The 18,651-nt window shown below is 37.8% G+C and carries 18 protein-coding genes and 2 riboswitches; of the genes, 13 read left to right on the forward strand and 5 right to left on the reverse strand.

The features are described from left to right. Positions 1–77: 77 nt before the first annotated feature. From ABDZ84_RS17375 to ABDZ84_RS17385, 3 genes are read left to right on the forward strand one after another with little or no spacing between them, the layout of a single operon-like run. Entirely contained in the window at positions 78–491 is a 414-nt protein-coding gene (locus ABDZ84_RS17375; protein WP_026682135.1) for a VOC family protein, read from the forward strand. 25 nt (positions 492–516) lie between these two features. Further along, entirely contained in the window at positions 517–1,158 is a 642-nt protein-coding gene (locus ABDZ84_RS17380; RefSeq protein WP_166529852.1) for a pentapeptide repeat-containing protein, read from the forward strand. 26 nt (positions 1,159–1,184) lie between these two features. After that, positions 1,185–1,496 (forward strand): CHY zinc finger protein, encoded by a 312-nt coding sequence (locus ABDZ84_RS17385; RefSeq protein ID WP_026682137.1) that lies wholly within the window; start codon positions 1,185–1,187, stop codon positions 1,494–1,496. Positions 1,497–1,795: 299 nt separating this feature from the next. Here the strand turns inward: ABDZ84_RS17385 and ABDZ84_RS17390 are convergent, their stop codons facing one another. The 5 genes from ABDZ84_RS17390 to ABDZ84_RS17410 form a co-directional block, all read right to left on the reverse strand. Beyond that, positions 1,796–2,581, reverse strand: coding sequence for an energy-coupling factor transporter transmembrane component T family protein (locus tag ABDZ84_RS17390; protein WP_026682138.1), 786 nt, complete (start codon positions 2,579–2,581; stop codon positions 1,796–1,798). Further along, complete coding sequence (locus ABDZ84_RS17395; RefSeq protein WP_205389452.1) at positions 2,556–4,220, reverse strand: ABC transporter ATP-binding protein; 1,665 nt, start codon at positions 4,218–4,220, stop codon at positions 2,556–2,558. The genes ABDZ84_RS17390 and ABDZ84_RS17395 overlap by 26 nt, the downstream gene beginning before the upstream one ends. Further along, the gene (locus ABDZ84_RS17400; RefSeq protein WP_343782402.1) at positions 4,217–4,798 is read right to left on the reverse strand and encodes an ECF transporter S component; all 582 of its coding nucleotides are present in this window, start codon (positions 4,796–4,798) and stop codon (positions 4,217–4,219) included. Before ABDZ84_RS17400 ends, ABDZ84_RS17395 begins: the two co-directional genes overlap by 4 nt. Continuing rightward, entirely contained in the window at positions 4,795–5,403 is a 609-nt protein-coding gene (locus ABDZ84_RS17405; protein ID WP_343782404.1) for a YkoF family thiamine/hydroxymethylpyrimidine-binding protein, read from the reverse strand. The genes ABDZ84_RS17400 and ABDZ84_RS17405 overlap by 4 nt, the downstream gene beginning before the upstream one ends. Positions 5,404–5,519: 116 nt before the next feature. After that, positions 5,520–5,622: riboswitch (TPP riboswitch) on the reverse strand. A gap of 224 nt (positions 5,623–5,846) precedes the next feature. Next, positions 5,847–6,911, reverse strand: coding sequence for a DctP family TRAP transporter solute-binding subunit (locus tag ABDZ84_RS17410; RefSeq protein WP_026682142.1), 1,065 nt, complete (start codon positions 6,909–6,911; stop codon positions 5,847–5,849). Between the two features lie 449 nt (positions 6,912–7,360). Here ABDZ84_RS17410 and ABDZ84_RS17415 point away from each other — a divergent pair, with 449 nt between their 5' ends. From ABDZ84_RS17415 to ABDZ84_RS17460, 10 genes are all read left to right on the forward strand, one after another. Then, a complete protein-coding gene (locus tag ABDZ84_RS17415; RefSeq protein WP_051388376.1) occupies positions 7,361–8,995 on the forward strand; it encodes an ATP-binding protein in 1,635 nt (544 codons plus the stop codon). A 10-nt stretch (positions 8,996–9,005) separates the two neighbouring features. Then, the gene (locus tag ABDZ84_RS17420; protein WP_051388377.1) at positions 9,006–9,647 is read left to right on the forward strand and encodes a response regulator; all 642 of its coding nucleotides are present in this window, start codon (positions 9,006–9,008) and stop codon (positions 9,645–9,647) included. A 111-nt stretch (positions 9,648–9,758) separates the two neighbouring features. Then, positions 9,759–10,751 carry a TAXI family TRAP transporter solute-binding subunit gene (locus tag ABDZ84_RS17425; protein WP_343782407.1) on the forward strand — a complete coding sequence of 331 codons (993 nt, stop codon included), beginning with the start codon at positions 9,759–9,761 and terminating at the stop codon, positions 10,749–10,751. A gap of 17 nt (positions 10,752–10,768) precedes the next feature. Further along, positions 10,769–11,251 (forward strand): DUF1850 domain-containing protein, encoded by a 483-nt coding sequence (locus tag ABDZ84_RS17430; protein WP_080668723.1) that lies wholly within the window; start codon positions 10,769–10,771, stop codon positions 11,249–11,251. A 3-nt stretch (positions 11,252–11,254) separates the two neighbouring features. Then, complete coding sequence (locus tag ABDZ84_RS17435) at positions 11,255–13,405, forward strand: TRAP transporter permease (protein WP_166529848.1); 2,151 nt, start codon at positions 11,255–11,257, stop codon at positions 13,403–13,405. Between the two features lie 404 nt (positions 13,406–13,809). Continuing rightward, positions 13,810–14,178, forward strand: coding sequence for a hypothetical protein (locus ABDZ84_RS17440; protein ID WP_152525440.1), 369 nt, complete (start codon positions 13,810–13,812; stop codon positions 14,176–14,178). After that, positions 14,133–14,900: a membrane protein insertase YidC gene (yidC, locus tag ABDZ84_RS17445; RefSeq protein ID WP_343782410.1), complete on the forward strand. Its 768-nt coding sequence runs from the start codon at positions 14,133–14,135 to the stop codon at positions 14,898–14,900. Before ABDZ84_RS17440 ends, yidC begins: the two co-directional genes overlap by 46 nt. A gap of 70 nt (positions 14,901–14,970) precedes the next feature. Then, a riboswitch (PreQ1 riboswitch) is annotated at positions 14,971–15,017 on the forward strand. Between the two features lie 333 nt (positions 15,018–15,350). Beyond that, a complete protein-coding gene (queF, locus tag ABDZ84_RS17450; protein ID WP_026682147.1) occupies positions 15,351–15,848 on the forward strand; it encodes a preQ(1) synthase in 498 nt (165 codons plus the stop codon). 123 nt (positions 15,849–15,971) lie between these two features. Continuing rightward, positions 15,972–16,580, forward strand: a complete 609-nt coding sequence (locus tag ABDZ84_RS17455) for a queuosine precursor transporter (protein ID WP_026682148.1) — start codon at positions 15,972–15,974, stop codon at positions 16,578–16,580. A 317-nt stretch (positions 16,581–16,897) separates the two neighbouring features. After that, positions 16,898–18,307, forward strand: a complete 1,410-nt coding sequence (locus ABDZ84_RS17460; protein ID WP_166529847.1) for an APC family permease — start codon at positions 16,898–16,900, stop codon at positions 18,305–18,307. Positions 18,308–18,651: the final 344 nt, after the last annotated feature.

Genomic DNA, 18,651 nt, shown 5'->3' on the forward strand with positions numbered 1-18,651 from the left:
TTTGAATGATATAAAGTAAACGGGAGAAAAACGGAGTAATTCTGAGATAATTTTAATTTATAGAGGGAGGAGTACAAATGAAAAAAATTGTACCCCATTTACGAATTAAGAATTGCAAGGATGAAATAGCATTTTATCAAAAAGTATTCGGTGGCGAGATCAGAAATACACAGATGTCAGATGGTATTGAGATGTTTCAGGGCCATGAAGGTAAGTATATTCATGCAGAATTGCATATAAATGAAGACTGTATTTTATATATGGCAGATGTATTTGATGAGGAGATTATTCAAGGTAGTGATGTCCTATTAGGTCTAGATCTAGAAAGTGAAGAGGAAATCACCAACATTTATGAAGCGTTAGCTAAAGATGGTGAGGTGAAAATGAAGTTACAAGATACCTTTTGGGGTGCAAAGCATGCAATGGTTACCGATAGAAACGGCATTTCATGGGAGTTAAATTATACGAAAAAAATTCAAAACGATGCTTGAGCGTAAGATATGGGAGGGTAAGCTAATGAAGCGAAAAGTAAGAACGATTCAACAGCCGCTATTACCAGAAGGTTTAAGTCAGATATCTTTATCGGATATTTCCAATGAAACACTAGTGGAAATCGGAAAGGTTACATATGTTGATGGTCCGATAGAAGCAGAGCATGTGCGGTTTGAGGAAGTTCATTTTAGAAATGTAAATCTAACGGGGTCAAAGCTGCCATTTTCTTCTTGGTCCAACAGTATCCTTGAAGATTGCGATCTGTCACATGTGGATTTTAGCAGGACCCGTTTTCATCGCGTATTATTCAAAAACTGTAAATTAGCTGGAACGGATTTTGATCAGACGGAACTTCGTGATGTTTATTGGCAAGAGTGTCAAGCTCCATATGCCTTATTTAATCAAATGGATATGCGTGATGTTTGTTTTACGAATTGTTTATTAAAGGGTGCGAATTTTTTAGATTCGAAATGGGACTATGTTCAATTCGGACATTCAACGATTGATGATGTCCAATTTACAGGTACGTCCTTAAAGAATGTTGATTTAAGCAATTGTCAATTTACAACGATTCATACGAATGCCGAAGAAATAAAGGGAGCAATCATTTCAGCTGAGCAAGCCGTTTCTTTTATCGAATTGTTTGGTGTGAAGGTAAAAGATTAGGGTACTGCATGAAGGAGAAGGTAAAGATGATACAGGTATTCGGTAAGGTCGTTGATTCTGAAACACGATGTATCCACTATCATTCCGAAAGAGATGTTATCGCCATTAAATGTAAAATGTGTCAAACGTATTATCCATGTTATTACTGTCACGAGGAAGCAGAAAAGCATACGTTTACTAGATGGAAGGAAGAGGAATTTTCTAATAAAGCCATCCTTTGTGGAGTGTGCAAAACGGAATTAACGATTAATCAGTATTTGCAAATGAGTAAATGTATGCACTGTGGATCTGTGTTTAACGAGGGATGTAGGCTACATCATCATTTGTACTTTGATTAAAGATAAAGAGAAATGTCTCCTAAAAATGTTAGATGAAGCAACTGGAATATGCGAAACTTCTGTGGTAATCGTAACGGTTGTGATGACCTCGTCATTATATCTCTACTCACGAGGAGGTTAAACTATTGCACGGATATTCCAGTTGTGTGAAAAGAGAGCTAAGTTTTGGGATGTAGTATTTGTGTTCTTTTTTAGAAAAACCCCCGCTGTAAAGCTATAACGTGCTATGAAAAGTAAAAATGCTATAAAAATAACTACTGAAAAATATCTGATTTCTCTCTAGTTAAGGGACTCCTCGTCTAAAATTGTCCTTTATACCAGCTAAAATACCCCAACTTAATAGAAATCATAATAATAATGAAAAAAAGGAGAAGCATACCCACCAAAAAAGTCCAATCCTGCCATTTAACCGTAAATGTTCTATAAAAGGTGCGTTGCCTCTCGCCGCTGAATCCTTTAGACTCCATAGCTACTGCTGTTCGTTCTGCTTTGCGAATTGCTCCGGCAAGTAAAGGGATTGCATAGCGTTTATATTGTTGTATGGATTCTTTTATTCCGTTAGCTCTTCGTACCCCTCTTATTTGATGTGCGGCACGGATTTGGTTAAGCTCATCTTTCATTAAAGGTAAAAAGCGATACCCAGCTAATACCCCATAAGCTAATTTTGGAGATAGCTTGCATTGCTGCATGAGACTTAGAATGAAATGCACCATATTTGTCGTGAAGATAAACATAAATGATAAGGATGCGAAGGCAAGCATCCGCAATGTTAATGCTAACGCTACCGTAACATCTTCCTTTGGTATATCCCAAAATAGAATCTCCATGGTATCATGTGGTCGATTTGGTTCATCAGCAAAGGCAAGCGTTGTCCAAAGCATACCAACGGATAATAGGATGATAATTAAGAAATAAAGCATGTATCGTTTCCAAGCAATTTTTCCACATACGAAAGTAAGGAGGATGGTGAATAAGCAATAAACTAGTGGTGTAAATGGATCAAACACAAAGGTCAATAGACACACTAATAGAATAACGGTAAAAGCTTTAATGCTTGGATTAAGTTGATTTAATAGCGAAGTCATGCTGATTCACCTCCAAATGTTGTTGCAGTTGAATTCGGGTTGGGTAGTCTAAGTGCCATCTTCGTAAGTCCGAATCCTTCCATAATTGGTCTGGTGATTGATCTCTTATAATTTCTCCGTTTTCTAAAACAAGGACACGGTCCGCATATTTGTCGACGATATCCATGTCATGTGTAACCATGATAATGGATGTGCCTTTGGCATGCCGTTCTTTTAACATTTGCATAAGCTTTAAGGTAGAAGCGGCATCCTGCCCGAAGGTAGGCTCATCTAGAAAGAGTATTTTTTGTTCATCGACAATCATTGTGGCTACACTGAGTCTCCTTTTTTGTCCCTGACTTAGCGAATAAGGATGGCGATGCTCGAATCCTTGTAATTGGCAATTGACTAGGGTGTAATGTACTTTCTCTTCTATATATGATTCTGAATATGGATGCAGACGTAAGCTGTAGGCAATTTCATCAAATACAGTGTCTGTAATAAATTGGTGCTCCGGATTTTGAAACACGTATCCAATCTCTTTTCGCAATAATTTTTCCTTCCAATTACGGATAGGATGCTGACGTAGGAGAATGTCTCCGTGTGTAGGAGCTTCAATACCACTAAGTACTTTTGTTAACGATGTTTTGCCGCTTCCATTAGCTCCAATGATTGCTACAAATGAGCTCTCATACAGATCGAAATCAATTTGATGAAGTACCCTTTTTTGTTTTTTATTTTGAGTAACACGCGAAGCAGATAGTATAATGTCTGCTTGGTGAGCTGCTGGTATTGTCTTTTCTAAAAAGCTATTGTCCATATATGTAACTAATGATGGGGTATCCTTGATTGTTAACGGTGGACTGATATAAGCAGCTTTGTTTTGTTCGGCTGCTGTAAGTACAAGTTTTGTTATTTTTGGCAGGCAAATCCCCTCTTCTAGCACGCTTTCTTTATTATCCGAAATGATCCGTGCTAGTGGGCCATCATACATACATTTTCCGTCCTTAGATAATATGAAAGAACGGTCGATAAAAGATACCCAGCCTTCCAATTGATGTTCGATAACGATTATTCCCATTGATTTTTTCTGTTTAATGGTTTGAATAGTCTTGATAAATTCTTGAGTCGCTTGTGGATCTAAATTGGCGGTCGGTTCATCCAAGATAAGTATCTCTGGTTCTAGTGCTAGCACACAGGCTAATGCTAATTTTTGTTTTTGTCCTCCAGAAAGGGATGAAATGACAGAGTGCTTGTCATCTATTAAGTCAACCATTTGTAATACTTCGTCTATTTTTCTAGATATTTCAAGCGGCGGTGTACAAATATTCTCTAGGCCAAAGGCAATTTCATCTTCTACCGTTAACATACAAAATTGGCTTTCTGGATCTTGGAATACGACGCCAACTTGTTTGCTAATTGTACCGGGATGTGCATCGTGTATAGATTGACCGAATATGGTAACATCACCTGTCATTTTACCGTCTAATTCACGCGGGTATATACCATTTAAACAGTGTGTTAACGTACTTTTTCCGCTACCACTTGGTCCAAGTAGTAGCATGGTTTCCCCTCTGTCTAACTGAAAGCTCAGATTAGAGATGATTGGTTTATCATTATCTTCATGAAACCAGAGTGAAAGATTAGATACGTTGATCATGATGCGGAACGTTCCTTTCTGATTTGTTTACCAAGCGCAAAACTAGATAGTACGCCTGTTTTCGCGAGTGAATCACTAATTGCTTTTCCGAGCAAACCTGAAATGATTGCCCCACTAATCATTCTTATACATAACATACCTAATATGTATGGAGTACTTAAGGCAGTATAGCCTGATCTAAAATATCCCCAAACAAAACTAAATATAGCTGCTCCAACACCGGCTAACATTAATACCCAAAGTGAATAGCGTTTCCATTTTGTTAGAGCAAAGGCAGCTTCTGCGCCAAGACCCTGTATAATACCCGTAATAATAATGATTGGTCCCATAGCATTACCGAGGAGCATTTCTACCGTTGCAGCAATTGTTTCTGACAAAAATGCAGCTCCGGGTTTACGAATGATATAAGCCGCAATAATGGATACAATAAACCAAATACCAAATATAAAGTCATATCCTATGGGTCCCATGAACGACACGAGAATTTTTCCAATAGGTAAAAATGCTAAATAAACGATACCGAAGACTACGGAAAGAATAGACATAACAATTATTTCCTTTAGCTTCCAATTATTCAAAGTATCTCCCCCTTTTTAGATGGGCTATTTGCAGATATGGTGGTTGTCATAACTAGATGTGATGAATAACTACTTTCTAAATTTGTAAAAACACGTTCAAGTCCATCGAATATAAGTTTTCCATCCCCGTCTAGCCTTGTAGCATAGTGGATAGAGCTAACCTTAACCCCATGGAGCTTCAATTCCTCAATTTGGTTATAAATGATGTTCATATAATTTCCTCCACCCAACGGATAAAGGGAAAATTTGCCGGCAACTTCTTGCTGAAGGTTATTTGTATTTAAATTTAATCGATGGTCGTCCGTTGATAGATATACATCCTCATCGGAGTCTCCCGGACAGCCGATGGAGTAGGTGGCACTAAACACGACATGGTGTCCTGTGCTGGCCGCATGCAAAAAAAGTGCCTTGGTTACATCAAAAACATGTGTGATCTTGCCACGTACACAGGTTTCTACATCTGTTGTTTTAATCCAAACCTTAGATGTATCTACGTTTTTCAGTGAAGTTGTAATTACATCTACAAATTGATCTGTCATTGGATAGATGGCAAAAGAGCAACCAGCAATCCGACTATTAATACAGTTCAATGCTTGTTCGTTCATATCATTTTCCTCCTAATAAATAGTCATGTCAGTGAAGTTATACATAAATAAAAAAGACTGCATTCTTTGGGAATGCAGTCTTCAAAAATATATGTAGGCTATGCCTATAAAATGATATATGAACGACTGCACTTCCCCACGCTAGTATTATCTAGATCGGGTTATAAGGGTCAGAGTAGTCTCTTCTCAGCCATGTACATAGCTCCCCTAGTGCAATTTAAAATAGATATGCAGTTTTTATGTATTTATATATTCTACTAATAGAATAGTTCAATTAGTGCTTTTTGTAAATACGATAAGTGATATACTGTGAAATAAAGCAACTTATAGAACTGCTAGACTTTTTGACTTGATACCTCACATTGCAATGAAGTACATGAACAATGTAATCAAAAGAGTAATAAGCTAAAATGTTGGGTGTATAAGAGAATAGTGAGCAGTTATCATTCTCTAGAATTATACTTATTCTGTATCCGATGTACCTCGTCCATTAACTCGTTGCCAATAATCGTAGTCATCTGATCGTATACAGCTTTCCATGCATTCTTCCATTGCTCTCTTTCTCTTGTTGTAAGAAAGTGAATAGTAACAACATCTTTTTTTCTTAATTCACGTGTATAATGATCATTCATCTCAATCGCGTGACGTTTCCCCCAATCCGTTGCTTCACTTAAGGCAGCTTGAATGGCTGATTGATTATATTCAGATAATGATTCCCAAAAAGGCTTATTAATAAAAACACCGTATCCGAGATAACCGTGATTGCTCATAGTTACAAACGGTTGATGCTCATAGAATTTTTTAGAGTAAATATTAGAAATCGTATTTTCCTGTCCATCAATAAAATGTACTTCCAAGTTTTGATAAGTTTTATTAAATGGTAAGCTACTTGTGCTAGCATGTACTTGATTAAATTGTTCCTTAATAACAGGACTAGGCATAATACGGAAATGGAGTCGGTTTACATCATCTGGTAGTTTGATAACGTGTACTTGATTCGTAAGCTGTTTATAACCGTTATACCAAAAAGTCAAGCCCTTCACGTTTGTATTATGAAGGTTTGCAAGCAATGTTTTCCCTATTTTACCCTCATATGCTTCCGTTACTGCCTCGTGTGTAGGGAATGCATAGGGGAGATCAAGGATACCCCATTTGGGAAATAGCTCACTTACCTTAGCTGTTGCCGGGGCAATCATTTCAACATTCCCATTTTGGATGGCTTCCCACTCATTGGTGTCATTATATAGAGACCCATTTGCATAAATGTGGACTTTGATTCTTCCATTTGTTTTTGCTTCTACAAGTTGAGCAAACTTCCGGGCTGTTTGTCCCTTTGGTGTGTCAGTCGCAACAACATGACTAAACCGAATGATGATTTGTTCACGTAATCCCTCTTGTTCATCATCATAATCATCTGTTCCACGAATTGTCTCGAAGTCAATTCCAATTACGACAGCGGAAACAAGTCCTGTTATAATAAATGTTAGAATTATAAAAAAGTTTCGCAAATAATTACCTCCATGAACTAAATAGAGAAAGTTCAGTGTGTGGTCATTCATCCCGCATATAACCGCAGTAAGCTCCCGCTTCAAGTAATAAAGAGAAACCAATAAGGGCGATGGATCGACTGCCGGTAAATGTCCGATTGGTTCGGGCCTCCATGGAAGTAGGTCACAAAGGCGTTGCCACAGGAAGTGGCGAATGAAGCCTTTGTACGTATTTGTTTTAGTAAAAACGGACGGAAGTTTTACTTTATCCCGCATATAACTGGCAGTAAGATACCCACTTCAAGCAATAAAGAGAAACCAAAATGGGAAGTGTGGAACAACTGCCAGTAAATGTCCGATTGGTTCACCTAACCATCCGTGGGGATAAACAAAACCCCCCCACGGATGGAAGTTTCACTTTATTTTATCATAATATTCTATCAATCATTAAACTTAAGGAGAAGTGGGGAATGGTAAGTCTTCGTAAAATGCCAATTAGACTAAAGATTATGATTCTATCTTTTGGGATTGTTCTATTTACGCTCTTAATTGGTGGCATTATGCTTATCGGCAATCTTTTTCAAGGAAAAGAAGAAGGGCTTGGTGAGCGTGGACTTATGACAGGGAGGATCGTGGCGAACTTACCAGAAATAAAGGATTCAATTGTAAAAGCACGAGGCTGGAAAACAATCAATCCAATTGTTGAGCGAATACGTACGATTAATCAAGTTGATTACATTGTTGTTTTAAATATGAACCGTATCAGATTCTCCCATCCAATCGAAAAACAGCTCGGAACGGTATCGTCAGGGAAGGATGAAGGGGCTGCTTTTGCTGAGCATAGTTATGTTTCAAAAGCGAAGGGGGAACAAGGAACTGCTATCCGTTCTTTTGTTCCAATTGTTAATGATAGTTTTGAACAAATAGGAGTAGTGCTTGTCGGAAATATGCTCCCATCATTTTGGAACATACTTTTATCTATACGAGTAGAAATAATGATCATTGCTTTACTGACAATAGCCTTTGGAATCATTGGTTCTTATTTATTGGCAAGACATGTTAAAGAACAGACGTTTTGGATGGAGCCATATGAGATAGCGAGGGTGCTAAAAGAGAGAACAACAGTTTTTCAAGCAATGCATGAAGGCGTTATTGCTGTAGATCGTGATGAGCGGTTAGTTGTTTTTAATGAAAAGGCAAAAGAGATTTTACATATTGAAATGGATGTTAATGATGCTCTCATGAGTACGGTCTTGAAAGACAAAGTAATGGTACAGCAATTAAGAGGGCAGACGGCAGCTTATAATGAAACATTGAGAGTTCATGAGAAGCTAATTATGTTAAATCGGATTCCAATAGAAATAGAAAACGAACGGATAGGCTGTGTGGTGGTTTTTCAAGATCGGACAGAAGTTACAAAGATGGCAGAGGAGTTAACAGGTGTAAAAGCTTTTGTCGATGCATTACGTGTTCAAAATCATGAACATATGAATAAGCTTCATACAATTGCAGGATTAATTCAGTTAGAAGAAAATGAGCGAGCGTTGGAATATGTTTTCCAAACGACACAGAAGCAGGCGTCCTTAACAAGGTTCATGATGCAACGAATTAAAAGTTATAGTATTGCAGGTTTGCTTATTAGCAAGATACGTAGAGGTGAAGAGCTAGGAATTGATGTTAGAGTGGACGGTCAAACGTCAATAAAAGCATTTCCAACTGTGTTTAACAATCATGATATGGTGCTCATACTAGGGAATTTAATTGAAAACGCAATTGACGCATGTGCTATATCAGAGATAAAGCAAAAAAGGATTAATATCACAATTTATCAAAATGAAACGGATTGTATGATAAAAATCATTGATAATGGAATTGGTATCGTTGATACGGATCGAATTTTTGAAAAGGGCTATACGACCAAAGGGAAATCCGGATCAGGAATTGGCCTATATTTAATACAGCAAATGATATCCAAGGCAGAAGGGACTATATCAGTTGATTCAGTATTACATCAGGGGACACAAATTATTATAACGATTCCAATGATGTTGAGAAAGGAAGGGTTCCGTGATAAGAGATTCAGAAGTGAAAGTATTGCTGATTGAGGACGACCCTATGGTACAAGAAGTCAATAAAAGAATGGTAGAAAGGGTAGAGGGCTTTCACGTTATTGCAATAGCCGAAAACGGGAAGCAAGGCTTGGAATTATGTCAATACAACAATCCCGATCTCGTTCTGCTGGATATCTATATGCCTGAACAAGATGGTATCGCAGCACTTAAAGCGTTAAGGGAGTTAGAGTTGGATTTGGAGGTGATTATCATTTCCGCAGCTAATGAAATGAATATGGTTCGTAATATGCTACATCACGGAGCTCTCGATTATATTATTAAACCATTCAAATTTGATCGTCTTGTTCTGGCACTGACTAAGTATAATCGTTATCGTCGCCAATTTAATGCAAGTGAAAAGGTAGATCAGCAAACGATTGATGTCTTAATGATGCAGAATGAACAGAATAGTAGACAAGGACATTTGCTGCCTAAAGGCTTAAATAAACAAACATTGAATCAAGTAATTGAATTTTTAGGCTCCCAGAATGAGCCTGCTTCAGCAGATAAAGCAGCTGAAAGTATAGGTATTGCACGGGTTACCGCAAGGAGATATTTGGATTACTTAGAGAAGATGGATCGCGTAGAGATTATCCTCCAGTATGGTGTGGTTGGTAGACCAGTTAATCGATACAAGCTTATTTAATGGCTATCTAAAAGACCAATATGAACAAAATGTACAATATGTTCATATTATTCTTAAAATAAAATGAAAGCGTTATCATATAGAAAAGGATTTTAAAGGAGGGTACTTGTTTTGAAAAAATACCTTGTGTTGATATGTATGTTTTCAATTATTATCGCTTTATCAGCTTGTGGAGAGGAAGAAGCAGCCGAACATTCGGAGGAAGTTAGTGGTGATGGTCAACCAATTGTTTTTGGGACTGGCGGTACTTCGGGAACGTACTACCCCATTGGCGGAGCATTAAAGCCTATTTTTGAAGAAAGTGATTATATTAATAATGTCACTGTCGAGTCTACTGGTGCTTCCGTAGCGAATATTCAGAATATGCAGGATGGGTTAAATCAGATGAGTATTATTATGAGTGATGTAGGTTACGATGCGCTTCAAGGAAAGGGACAGTTTGAAGGTAATCAAGTGGATGTGCAAGCAATGGCTGGTATGTATCAAAATGTTGTTCAAGTTGTCGCAACAGCGGACAGTGGAATCGAAGCAATCGAAGATTTGGAAGGAAAACGTGTTGGTGTTGGTAAAGTTGGTTCAGGAGTCGAGCAAAGCGCTAAAAAGGTATTAGAGGTACTTGGATTATCATACGATGATCTTTCCAAAGTAACGCATACTGGTTATGCGGATAGTGTACAGGAAATGAAAAACGGAAATTTAGATGCAGCATTCTTCACCTCTGGAGTACCGAATAGTAATATAACTGATTTAATGCAGCAAAACGAAGTAGCATTTGTAGAAATTAACGGTGAAATTGCAAAAAAACTAATGGAGGCGTATCCATTCTATAAAGAATTTACGATTCCAGCTAGAGATGAGGCGATGTATAACCTAGATCGAAAGGTAAATACGGTTGGTATTCAAAACATAATTACTGTTTCTCCAGAGCTTAGCGAAGATCTCGTATATGATTTGACGAAACGATATTACGATTATTTAGGAAGCGAAGAGGTATCTATAAGTGCATTAAAACAACTCGATCGGGATGACTTGGCCGAAGGTTTGGTAGTCCCAATCCATTCAGGTGCTAAAAAGTTTTATGAAGAACAGGGGATTTTAAAATAAGATGCTTCAATAAAAGGATGTCGCGACTTAAATGGATAGTGATAACGATTATAATGGTTGGGCTAGGTGTGTTGCTCGTACCAGTAAATGCAATACTTGTATCACAAGGAACAACCATCACCTATGCTTTTCTTCAAAATGATGATGTTTTTTCTTTACAGTGGATTCATTCTGTTGAAAAGGAAGCCTGGGTGGAAAACTTCATAGTTGATGATCAAATTATTTCATTAGATTCCACCAAATTTAAAACATTTGGTGCTGGAGTTCCTACATGGTCAGAGCATTCAACCGAAGTTCAAGATGGTTGGGTATATATGCAGATAGATAGAGTGATTGGTGCCGAGCTAGTGCTAAGGTCTTCGCTAATGAATGATTACCAGTTGATCTATCAAAAGAAAAGATACCCTTTGGAAGCAAGTAATATGGCTTATATAATAGAGGCTAAACAAGCGCCTCTCTTCTTCATTCTATGGACAACAGTAAAAGAAATGGTGGGATGATATATGAATGAAAAAGCAAATTTGGAGGGGTTTGAACGGGAAAGCAATGTACGTACACAATACCCATTAGTTATAGGCATCCTAATTACCGTGTTAGCAGCTGGATTAGGTTTGTTTCATCTTTATACGTCATATGCTGGTTCACTTGTAGATATCAAACAACGTAGTCTTCATTTATACACATTAATGGTGTTAGGTTTTTTATTATATCCTATAATGAAAAAAAGAAAGCACAACGGTATCCCCGTCTATGATTATCTGTTTGCGGGGATATCCCTCCTACTTGGTATTTATATGCTTGCATCTGCTAACCGAATTATTGAATCTGGTGGTCAAATTAACGATATAGATGTTTATGTCGGTATTGCTGTCCTTATTATATTATTTGAGATTACAAGAAGGGTGACGGGGTGGGGACTAACGTTACTCGCATTTGGATTTCTTGCTTATGGGTTTTACGTAAAGTTATCCATATATCCTGAGCTAACAGGTCCCATTATATTAAGTGTTTCGAAAGGAATTCTATCTCATTTAATCTACATCACAGAGGGAATCCTAGGGACAGCAATCGGAGTATCTGCTAGTTATATTATATTATTTATTATGTTTGGTGCATTTTTAAGTAAATCGGGAATGGGGCAGATGTTTAATGATCTGGCAATGGCGGTAGCTGGTCATACGAAGGGTGGACCAGCTAAGGTGGCTGTTCTGGCAAGCGGCTTTTTAGGTTCAATTAATGGTTCCGCTATCGCAAATGTAGTGACAACGGGTGCTTTTACGATTCCGTTAATGAAAAAAGTAGGATATCAGAAGAATTTTGCAGGGGCTGTCGAGTCTTCTGCTAGTGTTGGTGGGCAAATATTACCTCCAATAATGGGAGCAGCAGCCTTTATCATGGCTGAGAATCTAGGTATACCATATACAACAGTGATCTTAGCTGGAATTATTCCTGCATTATTATTTTATATTGGTATTTTACTCCAGGTCCATATTAGGGCTTCTAAGCTTGGTTTACGTGGATTAAATAAGAATGAGTTGCCAACTGTGAAGGAGGTATTAATCCAACGTGGTCATCTCCTGATTCCAATGGCTATCCTATTGTATTTGCTATTTACAGGGAAGACGCCATTCTACGCAGCGTTTTGGTCGATTGTATCAACGATTATTATTACAGGTACTGGAAGAATGTTACTTATCGGAATGGCAGTTTCTTTATTTCTTATATTTGAATCTCAGATAAGAGCACTCCTATCAGGGATAAGTATGCCGATGTTACGTGATAACTGGTTAGAGCTTGGGCTAATTGTCCTGATACCTTTAGTCATTAATCTTATACGTAAAAAGGCAAAGGTGAAAGCAGAGGAAATAGATGTTCGGGATTTTTTTGGGGCATTGGAAAAAGGTGTTCGTACAACCATTCCTGTGGCAGTTGCTTGTGGTGCGGTTGGCATTATTGTAGGTATAGCTTCTTTAACCGGTGTAGCGCTTGAGATTGCAAGCTCCATCGTAAGTGTCGGTGAAATGATTCAGAGTCCCCTTGTTCAGCTTTTAATCACAATAGCGTTAACGATGGTCGCGTCGATTATTTTAGGGATGGGATTACCAAGCATTCCAACCTATATTATTACAAGTACAATGGCAGCCCCAATATTACTACAATTACCATATTTTAGAGAATTAGCTGGAACAGATGAAACAGCTATTTTTGTTGCACATATGTTTGTGTTTTATTTTGGAATTTTTGCTAATATCACTCCGCCAGTTGCGTTAGCTGCCTTTGCAAGTTCAGGTATTAGCGGTGGTGATCCGATGCGTACAGGCATGCAAGCAATGAAACTAGCAATTGCTGGATTTATTGTACCATTTATGTTCGTCTTTTCTCGTGAAATGTTGATGATCGATGCTACGATTGGGAATCTACTACTTATTACGGTGACTTCACTAACAGGGGTTTTTCTTTTATCCGTAGCAGCTGAAGGCTTTTTGAAGGATGCACTTCCCTGGTATATCCGAGTGATGGCAACCTTAGGAGCATTGCTGCTCATCTATCCTGGTATTTGGACAGATATGGCAGGCATATTAGCTCTTATTTTAGTTCTATCCTCCAACTGGCGAAAAATAATAGAAAGAGAGAGAGAAAATCAGGTCGGTTAATAGAAATAAATGATAAAAAAGATGTTAATTATCCATGCAAAAGCATCGATATCAACATCTTTTTTAATAGTCTAGGAAATTATAAAATTAGCCGTGGATAAATAGGGGTGTGTTGAGACGCGTCCAGCTCCAGCATCCAGAAACGAGGCGACTCACGAATCGTATTACGATAAGTCATCATCGGCACATCGTAATTTCTTTATCTTAGTTGACTCGCCCCAGTCGCTACGTATCTAGTCGGGTGCTTATGCTTTTGTTATCCCACAAACAACTGGCAGTAATACCACCACTTATTGAAGTTTCATTTTATATTTACTCATGCTCACCATTTCGGTAAGCTTCATTTAAGCTTTTGTAATCCTATGATATAATAGATATTAGACTGATAAAGGAGGTGAATATAAGTGATGATAGAATTATTAAATGAAGTAGTTAATGATGTGTCGCCATTCTATCTATATATTAGTATATTACTTACGATTGTATCTACCTATCAATTCTTAACAATAGATGCGCGAAATATTATAGAAAATAATAATATTTTGACAAGGGAATATCATAATCTACGTGTACGGTTATTGCCAATGCAAGAATTATTTGGCGAATGTAGAGAGGTTATTGAATGGTTAATTAAAAAGACAAATCGAATAGCATCGCCTGATGATGATACAGACAACGAATCCTTCTCGTTCCAAGCAAATGAATTATCAAAACGAGGAGGACAACAATGGATCGTCAATTTATATTCACATTCCTTAAGAAATATAGTGTAATTAGTATTATTCTTGTAATCTTTTTAACGGGTTGCCAAGGTGATACTAGCGCTGCAGGTTTTTTTAGTTTTGAAAATCCCTTTTCGCAGCTTATCAAATATATTGCCATACTGTTTGGTGGCGACTATGGATTACCAATCATCGTTCTAACGTTGCTTATTCGTTTGCTTTTAATGCCATTATCTTTAAAACAAACGAAAAGTGCTGCAAAGACGAAAGAAAAGATGAGCGAAATGAAGCCTGACATGGATGCTATTACGGATAAGTATAAGGACAAAAAAGATGCAGAGTCGAAAGCAGAGATGCAAAAGGAAATGATGCAACTCTACCAGAAGCATCAATTTAACCCTTTAAGCTCATTGGGGTGTTTGCCGATGCTTATTCAATTTCCGATTATCATAGCGGTTTACTATGCGATTAGGAATTCGCCAGAAATTGCCGCACATTCATTTCTCTGGTTCGATTTAGGACAGGTTGATTTGATTCTACCATTTGTCGCAGCGGCTATTTACTTTATTCAATCGAGAGTATCGTTAACAGGGATGGACGAAAAACAGAGGAAGCAGATGGCGGTTATGTCGCTCTTATCGCCTGTTATGATAGGGTTTATTTCCTTTAATGCACCTGCTGCATTACCATTATATTGGACGGTTAGTGGACTGTTTTTAGTTCTTCAAACATTGTTAGCAAAAAGATTGTACTATCCGAAAATCCAACATTAAATAGCGTTGACATCCGAATGTATCCTATTTATAATTACTCGAGTGGAATGGATAGTAGAAAACATTCCGTGCGGGAGAGGTTCTTAGCTTTAACCCTCTATAAAAAACTAAGGACAAATGATGTAATAAAAAGTCATGTGCCTTAGGCCATGGCTTTTTGTTTGTCTAGAGAATTACAAAATTAGCCGATGTGGATAAATATGGGCGTGTTGAGCTCCAGCACCCAGAAACGAGGCTACTTCACGAATTGCCCTACGACAAGTCACCATCGGCTCGCAAAGCACACCGTGATTCCTTTATATCCGTTGACTCGCTCCGGTCGCTAGGTTTCAAATCGGCGCTTGCACTTGTTCGTTTTGGTGAATTATATTAAATGCTTTGTTTCTAAATGGAGTATTAAGTAGGTACGCACTTGTTTTAGCGAAAGAATATTTAAAAGGAGGCTTCGCGATGGCTAGTAGAAGTAATGATGAGTTAACTGGTGTAACACAGCTAGGAAGTCAAGGAACGATGTATGCTTTTGACTACACACCGGACGTACTGGAGGTTTTTGATAACAAGCACCCGGGTCGTGATTATTTTGTTAAATTTAATTGCCCTGAGTTTACCACGCTTTGTCCTAAAACAAATCAGCCTGACTTTGGGACGGTGTATATTAGCTATATACCAGATAAAAAAATGGTTGAGAGTAAGTCACTAAAGCTTTATTTGTTCAGTTTTCGTAATCATGGTGACTTCCATGAAGATAGTATAAATATTATTATGAATGACTTGATTGATTTAATGGCACCCCGTTATATTGAGGTCTGGGGAAAGTTTACACCGCGTGGAGGGATCTCCATAGATCCCTACTGTAATTATGGTAAAGCGGGTACTAAATTTGAGAAGATGGCAGATCAAAGACTAATGAATCATGATCTATACCCAGAAAATATAGATAATCGTTAAAAAGTAGAGGGTTAGGTTTAGGTCTCTTCCTTTATAATCTCGTTTGCAGCACAGACTACAGATTTACAACGTAGTGAAGATTAGGACGTGCTGGCATATTAATGGACAAGGAAGAGGAGTTTTATGTTTATCTATCTTAATGCGTTATTTGTTGGGCTTTTATTACTATCAAATATATTAGCTGTTAAACTGTTTCAAATAGGAGAATTTATTTTGCCTGGGGCTGCGATTGTATATGTCGTGACCTATTTGCTTACAGATGTGATTGGAGAAGTATATGGAAAGAATACAGCTAGAAAAACGGTTCAGGCAGGATTTATAACCCAGTTGCTTGCGGTGTTTTTCATATTTATTGTTGTTCATTTACCTGCTGCACCAGCATTTGGTCTACAATCAGAATTCGAACAAATACTAGGTGGTAGCTTTCGTGTTATTGCAGCTAGCTTGCTCTCTTATATAGCAAGTCAACACCTTGATGTAAGTATTTTTCATCGTCTTCGTGCAAGCCATGGTGAGAAGAAGCTATGGATACGAAATAATGTCTCAACGATGACAAGTCAACTTATTGACACAAGTCTGTTTATAACCATCGCATTCTGGGGAATCGTGCCGCTACGAGTTCTATTAGGTATGATAGTCACCCAATATATATTTAAACTAATCATTGCAATAATAGATACGCCGTTTGCTTATTTGTTGGTTAAATGGGCGAGGAAGCTTGAGGCAAAATAATAAAGTAACTTTTAATTGTTTATAGGATTTTATTTATTGTAAAGATAATCAAAGATTTATAAACTGCCAATTCCATTGACTTTGCTGAAGAATGAAAGCAAAACATTAGATTAAAACCAGTTATATTGATAGGATCTCCTACTTCAGGTTCCTATCTTTATGGCCGGTTTTTAATTTTCATGAATATATGAAAGGAAGGGTTGCGTATGCATCATTAAGTAGGCAACTTTATAAAAAAGAGATTCGTATAAGGTAATAATTCTGAATAATTAGTTAATATAATGGTGATGTAATTACAAATTGAGGAGGGGAAATGGATGGATGAATCGGATAAGCTATTAAAGATTCTTGGTAATAAAGATGTGCTTGCACTTGCTTTTGGAGCAATGATTGGCTGGGGATGGGTCGTTACGTCTGGATTATGGATTACAGAAGCTGGCTCCATGGGAGCGATGCTAGCCTTTGCTATTGGAGGGCTACTTGTTGTCTTAGTTGGATTAACTTATGCCGAGTTGTCCTCAGCGCTGCCATTGGTTGGAGGAGAGCATGTATATACGTATAAGGCAATGGGCAGAGTAGCATCGTTTATTGCTACATGGGCCATTATTCTTGGTTATGTGTCTGTTGTCGCATTTGAAGCTGTTGCATTTCCTACAGTTTTCGAGTATGTCATACCTGGTTACAGCCAGGGGTACTTATATACGATAGCTGGCTGGGATGTAACAGTAACCTGGGCAGGTATAGGAATTCTTGGTTCGTTATTGATTGCTTGGATTAATTATCGAGGTATTAAGCTAACAACAGTTATTTCCTTTATATTAACATTAGTAATTTTAATAGCAGGTCTTATGTTAATAACAGGTAGCACATTTGGCGGGAATATAGCAAATATGAAGCCGTTAGTTGAAACTGGTGTAGCAGGTTTATTAACAGTTATCATTATGACACCATTTATGTTTGTTGGATTTGATGTCATTCCGCAAGCGGCGGAAGAGATTAATTTACCACAAAAGAAGATTGGTCAGTTATTAATTGTGTCAGTAGTACTCGCTGTTATTTGGTATATTGCCATTATTTTTGGGGTATCACGAATTTTAGATGCTTCTGAGCTTATGGCGTCCAACTTAGTTACCGCTGATGCAATGGCAAAAGCATTTGGCAATAGTAAATTAATGGGGAATTTTCTTGTGCTTGGAGGGATTGGTGGGATTTTAACAAGCTGGATTGGGTTTTATGTAGGTGGTAGTCGCGCTATTTTCGCTTTAGCAAATGCAGGTATGTTACCAAAGTCACTTGGAGAGTTACATCCTAAATATAAAACGCCCCATAAAGCTATTCTATTAATTGCTGTATTATCTACAGCAGCTCCTTTACTTGGTCGGCCTGCTTTAGTATGGCTAGTTGATGCTGGTGGCTTAGGACTTGTAGTAGCGTGGTTAATGGTAGCAGTATCTTTTATTATTTTGCGCAGAACAGCTCCTAATATGAAACGTCCTTTTAAACTTCCTGGAGGGACTACAATAGGGTGGATAGCTGTATTAATGTCCGGAGGAGTTATGACCCTTTATTTGCCAGGTATGCCATCTGCTTTAATTTGGCCATATGAATGGATCATTGTAGGGATATGGATATTATTGGGCATTATACTTTATAACTACTCCATGGCCAAATATGGTAAAGGATATGCCGACGAGCACATGAAAAAAGAAATAAATCGGGTAGCGTAGAAGCAGAATGGAAATGAGAAAGAAGAAAGCTGTTACTAAAAAAATTTTAGTAGCAGTTTTGTTATAGTTATAGTCTAGGAAATTATAAAATTTGAGCCTGTATATAAATATAGGCGCGTTGAGAAGCATCCAGCTCCAGTGCCCAGAAACGAGGCGACTTCACGAATTGCCCTAACCTAAGTCATTATCAGCTCACAAGCTCATCGTGATTCCTTTATTTCCGGTGACTCGTTCCTGTAGCTACGTTTTTATTCGGGCGCTTGCGCTTTTGTTCAAAGTTAAGAAAGTATAAAATCAGTGCAATGACTGCGTTAAGCCAAGTAGTTATTTTGAAATGTTTGATG

Origin of the sequence: Virgibacillus salarius (assembly GCF_039521925.1) — a bacterium.
Taxonomy (GTDB): Bacteria; Bacillota; Bacilli; order Bacillales; family Amphibacillaceae; genus Virgibacillus; species Virgibacillus salarius.

Excerpts from the sequence above, each read along its gene's own strand:
- ABDZ84_RS17375 (WP_026682135.1), top strand. The coding sequence starts at position 78 with ATGAAAAAAATTGTACCCCATTTACGAATTAAGAATTGCAAGGATGAA.
- ABDZ84_RS17380 (WP_166529852.1), top strand. The coding sequence starts at position 517 with ATGAAGCGAAAAGTAAGAACGATTCAACAGCCGCTATTACCAGAAGGT.
- ABDZ84_RS17385 (WP_026682137.1), top strand. The coding sequence starts at position 1,185 with ATGATACAGGTATTCGGTAAGGTCGTTGATTCTGAAACACGATGTATC.
- ABDZ84_RS17390 (WP_026682138.1), bottom strand. The coding sequence starts at position 2,581 with ATGACTTCGCTATTAAATCAACTTAATCCAAGCATTAAAGCTTTTACC.
- ABDZ84_RS17395 (WP_205389452.1), bottom strand. The coding sequence starts at position 4,220 with ATGATCAACGTATCTAATCTTTCACTCTGGTTTCATGAAGATAATGAT.
- ABDZ84_RS17405 (WP_343782404.1), bottom strand. The coding sequence starts at position 5,403 with ATGAACGAACAAGCATTGAACTGTATTAATAGTCGGATTGCTGGTTGC.
- ABDZ84_RS17415 (WP_051388376.1), top strand. The coding sequence starts at position 7,361 with ATGGTAAGTCTTCGTAAAATGCCAATTAGACTAAAGATTATGATTCTA.
- ABDZ84_RS17420 (WP_051388377.1), top strand. The coding sequence starts at position 9,006 with ATGGTACAAGAAGTCAATAAAAGAATGGTAGAAAGGGTAGAGGGCTTT.
- ABDZ84_RS17430 (WP_080668723.1), top strand. The coding sequence starts at position 10,769 with ATGTCGCGACTTAAATGGATAGTGATAACGATTATAATGGTTGGGCTA.
- ABDZ84_RS17435 (WP_166529848.1), top strand. The coding sequence starts at position 11,255 with ATGAATGAAAAAGCAAATTTGGAGGGGTTTGAACGGGAAAGCAATGTA.
- yidC (WP_343782410.1), top strand. The coding sequence starts at position 14,133 with ATGGATCGTCAATTTATATTCACATTCCTTAAGAAATATAGTGTAATT.
- queF (WP_026682147.1), top strand. The coding sequence starts at position 15,351 with ATGGCTAGTAGAAGTAATGATGAGTTAACTGGTGTAACACAGCTAGGA.
- ABDZ84_RS17455 (WP_026682148.1), top strand. The coding sequence starts at position 15,972 with ATGTTTATCTATCTTAATGCGTTATTTGTTGGGCTTTTATTACTATCA.
- ABDZ84_RS17460 (WP_166529847.1), top strand. The coding sequence starts at position 16,898 with ATGGATGAATCGGATAAGCTATTAAAGATTCTTGGTAATAAAGATGTG.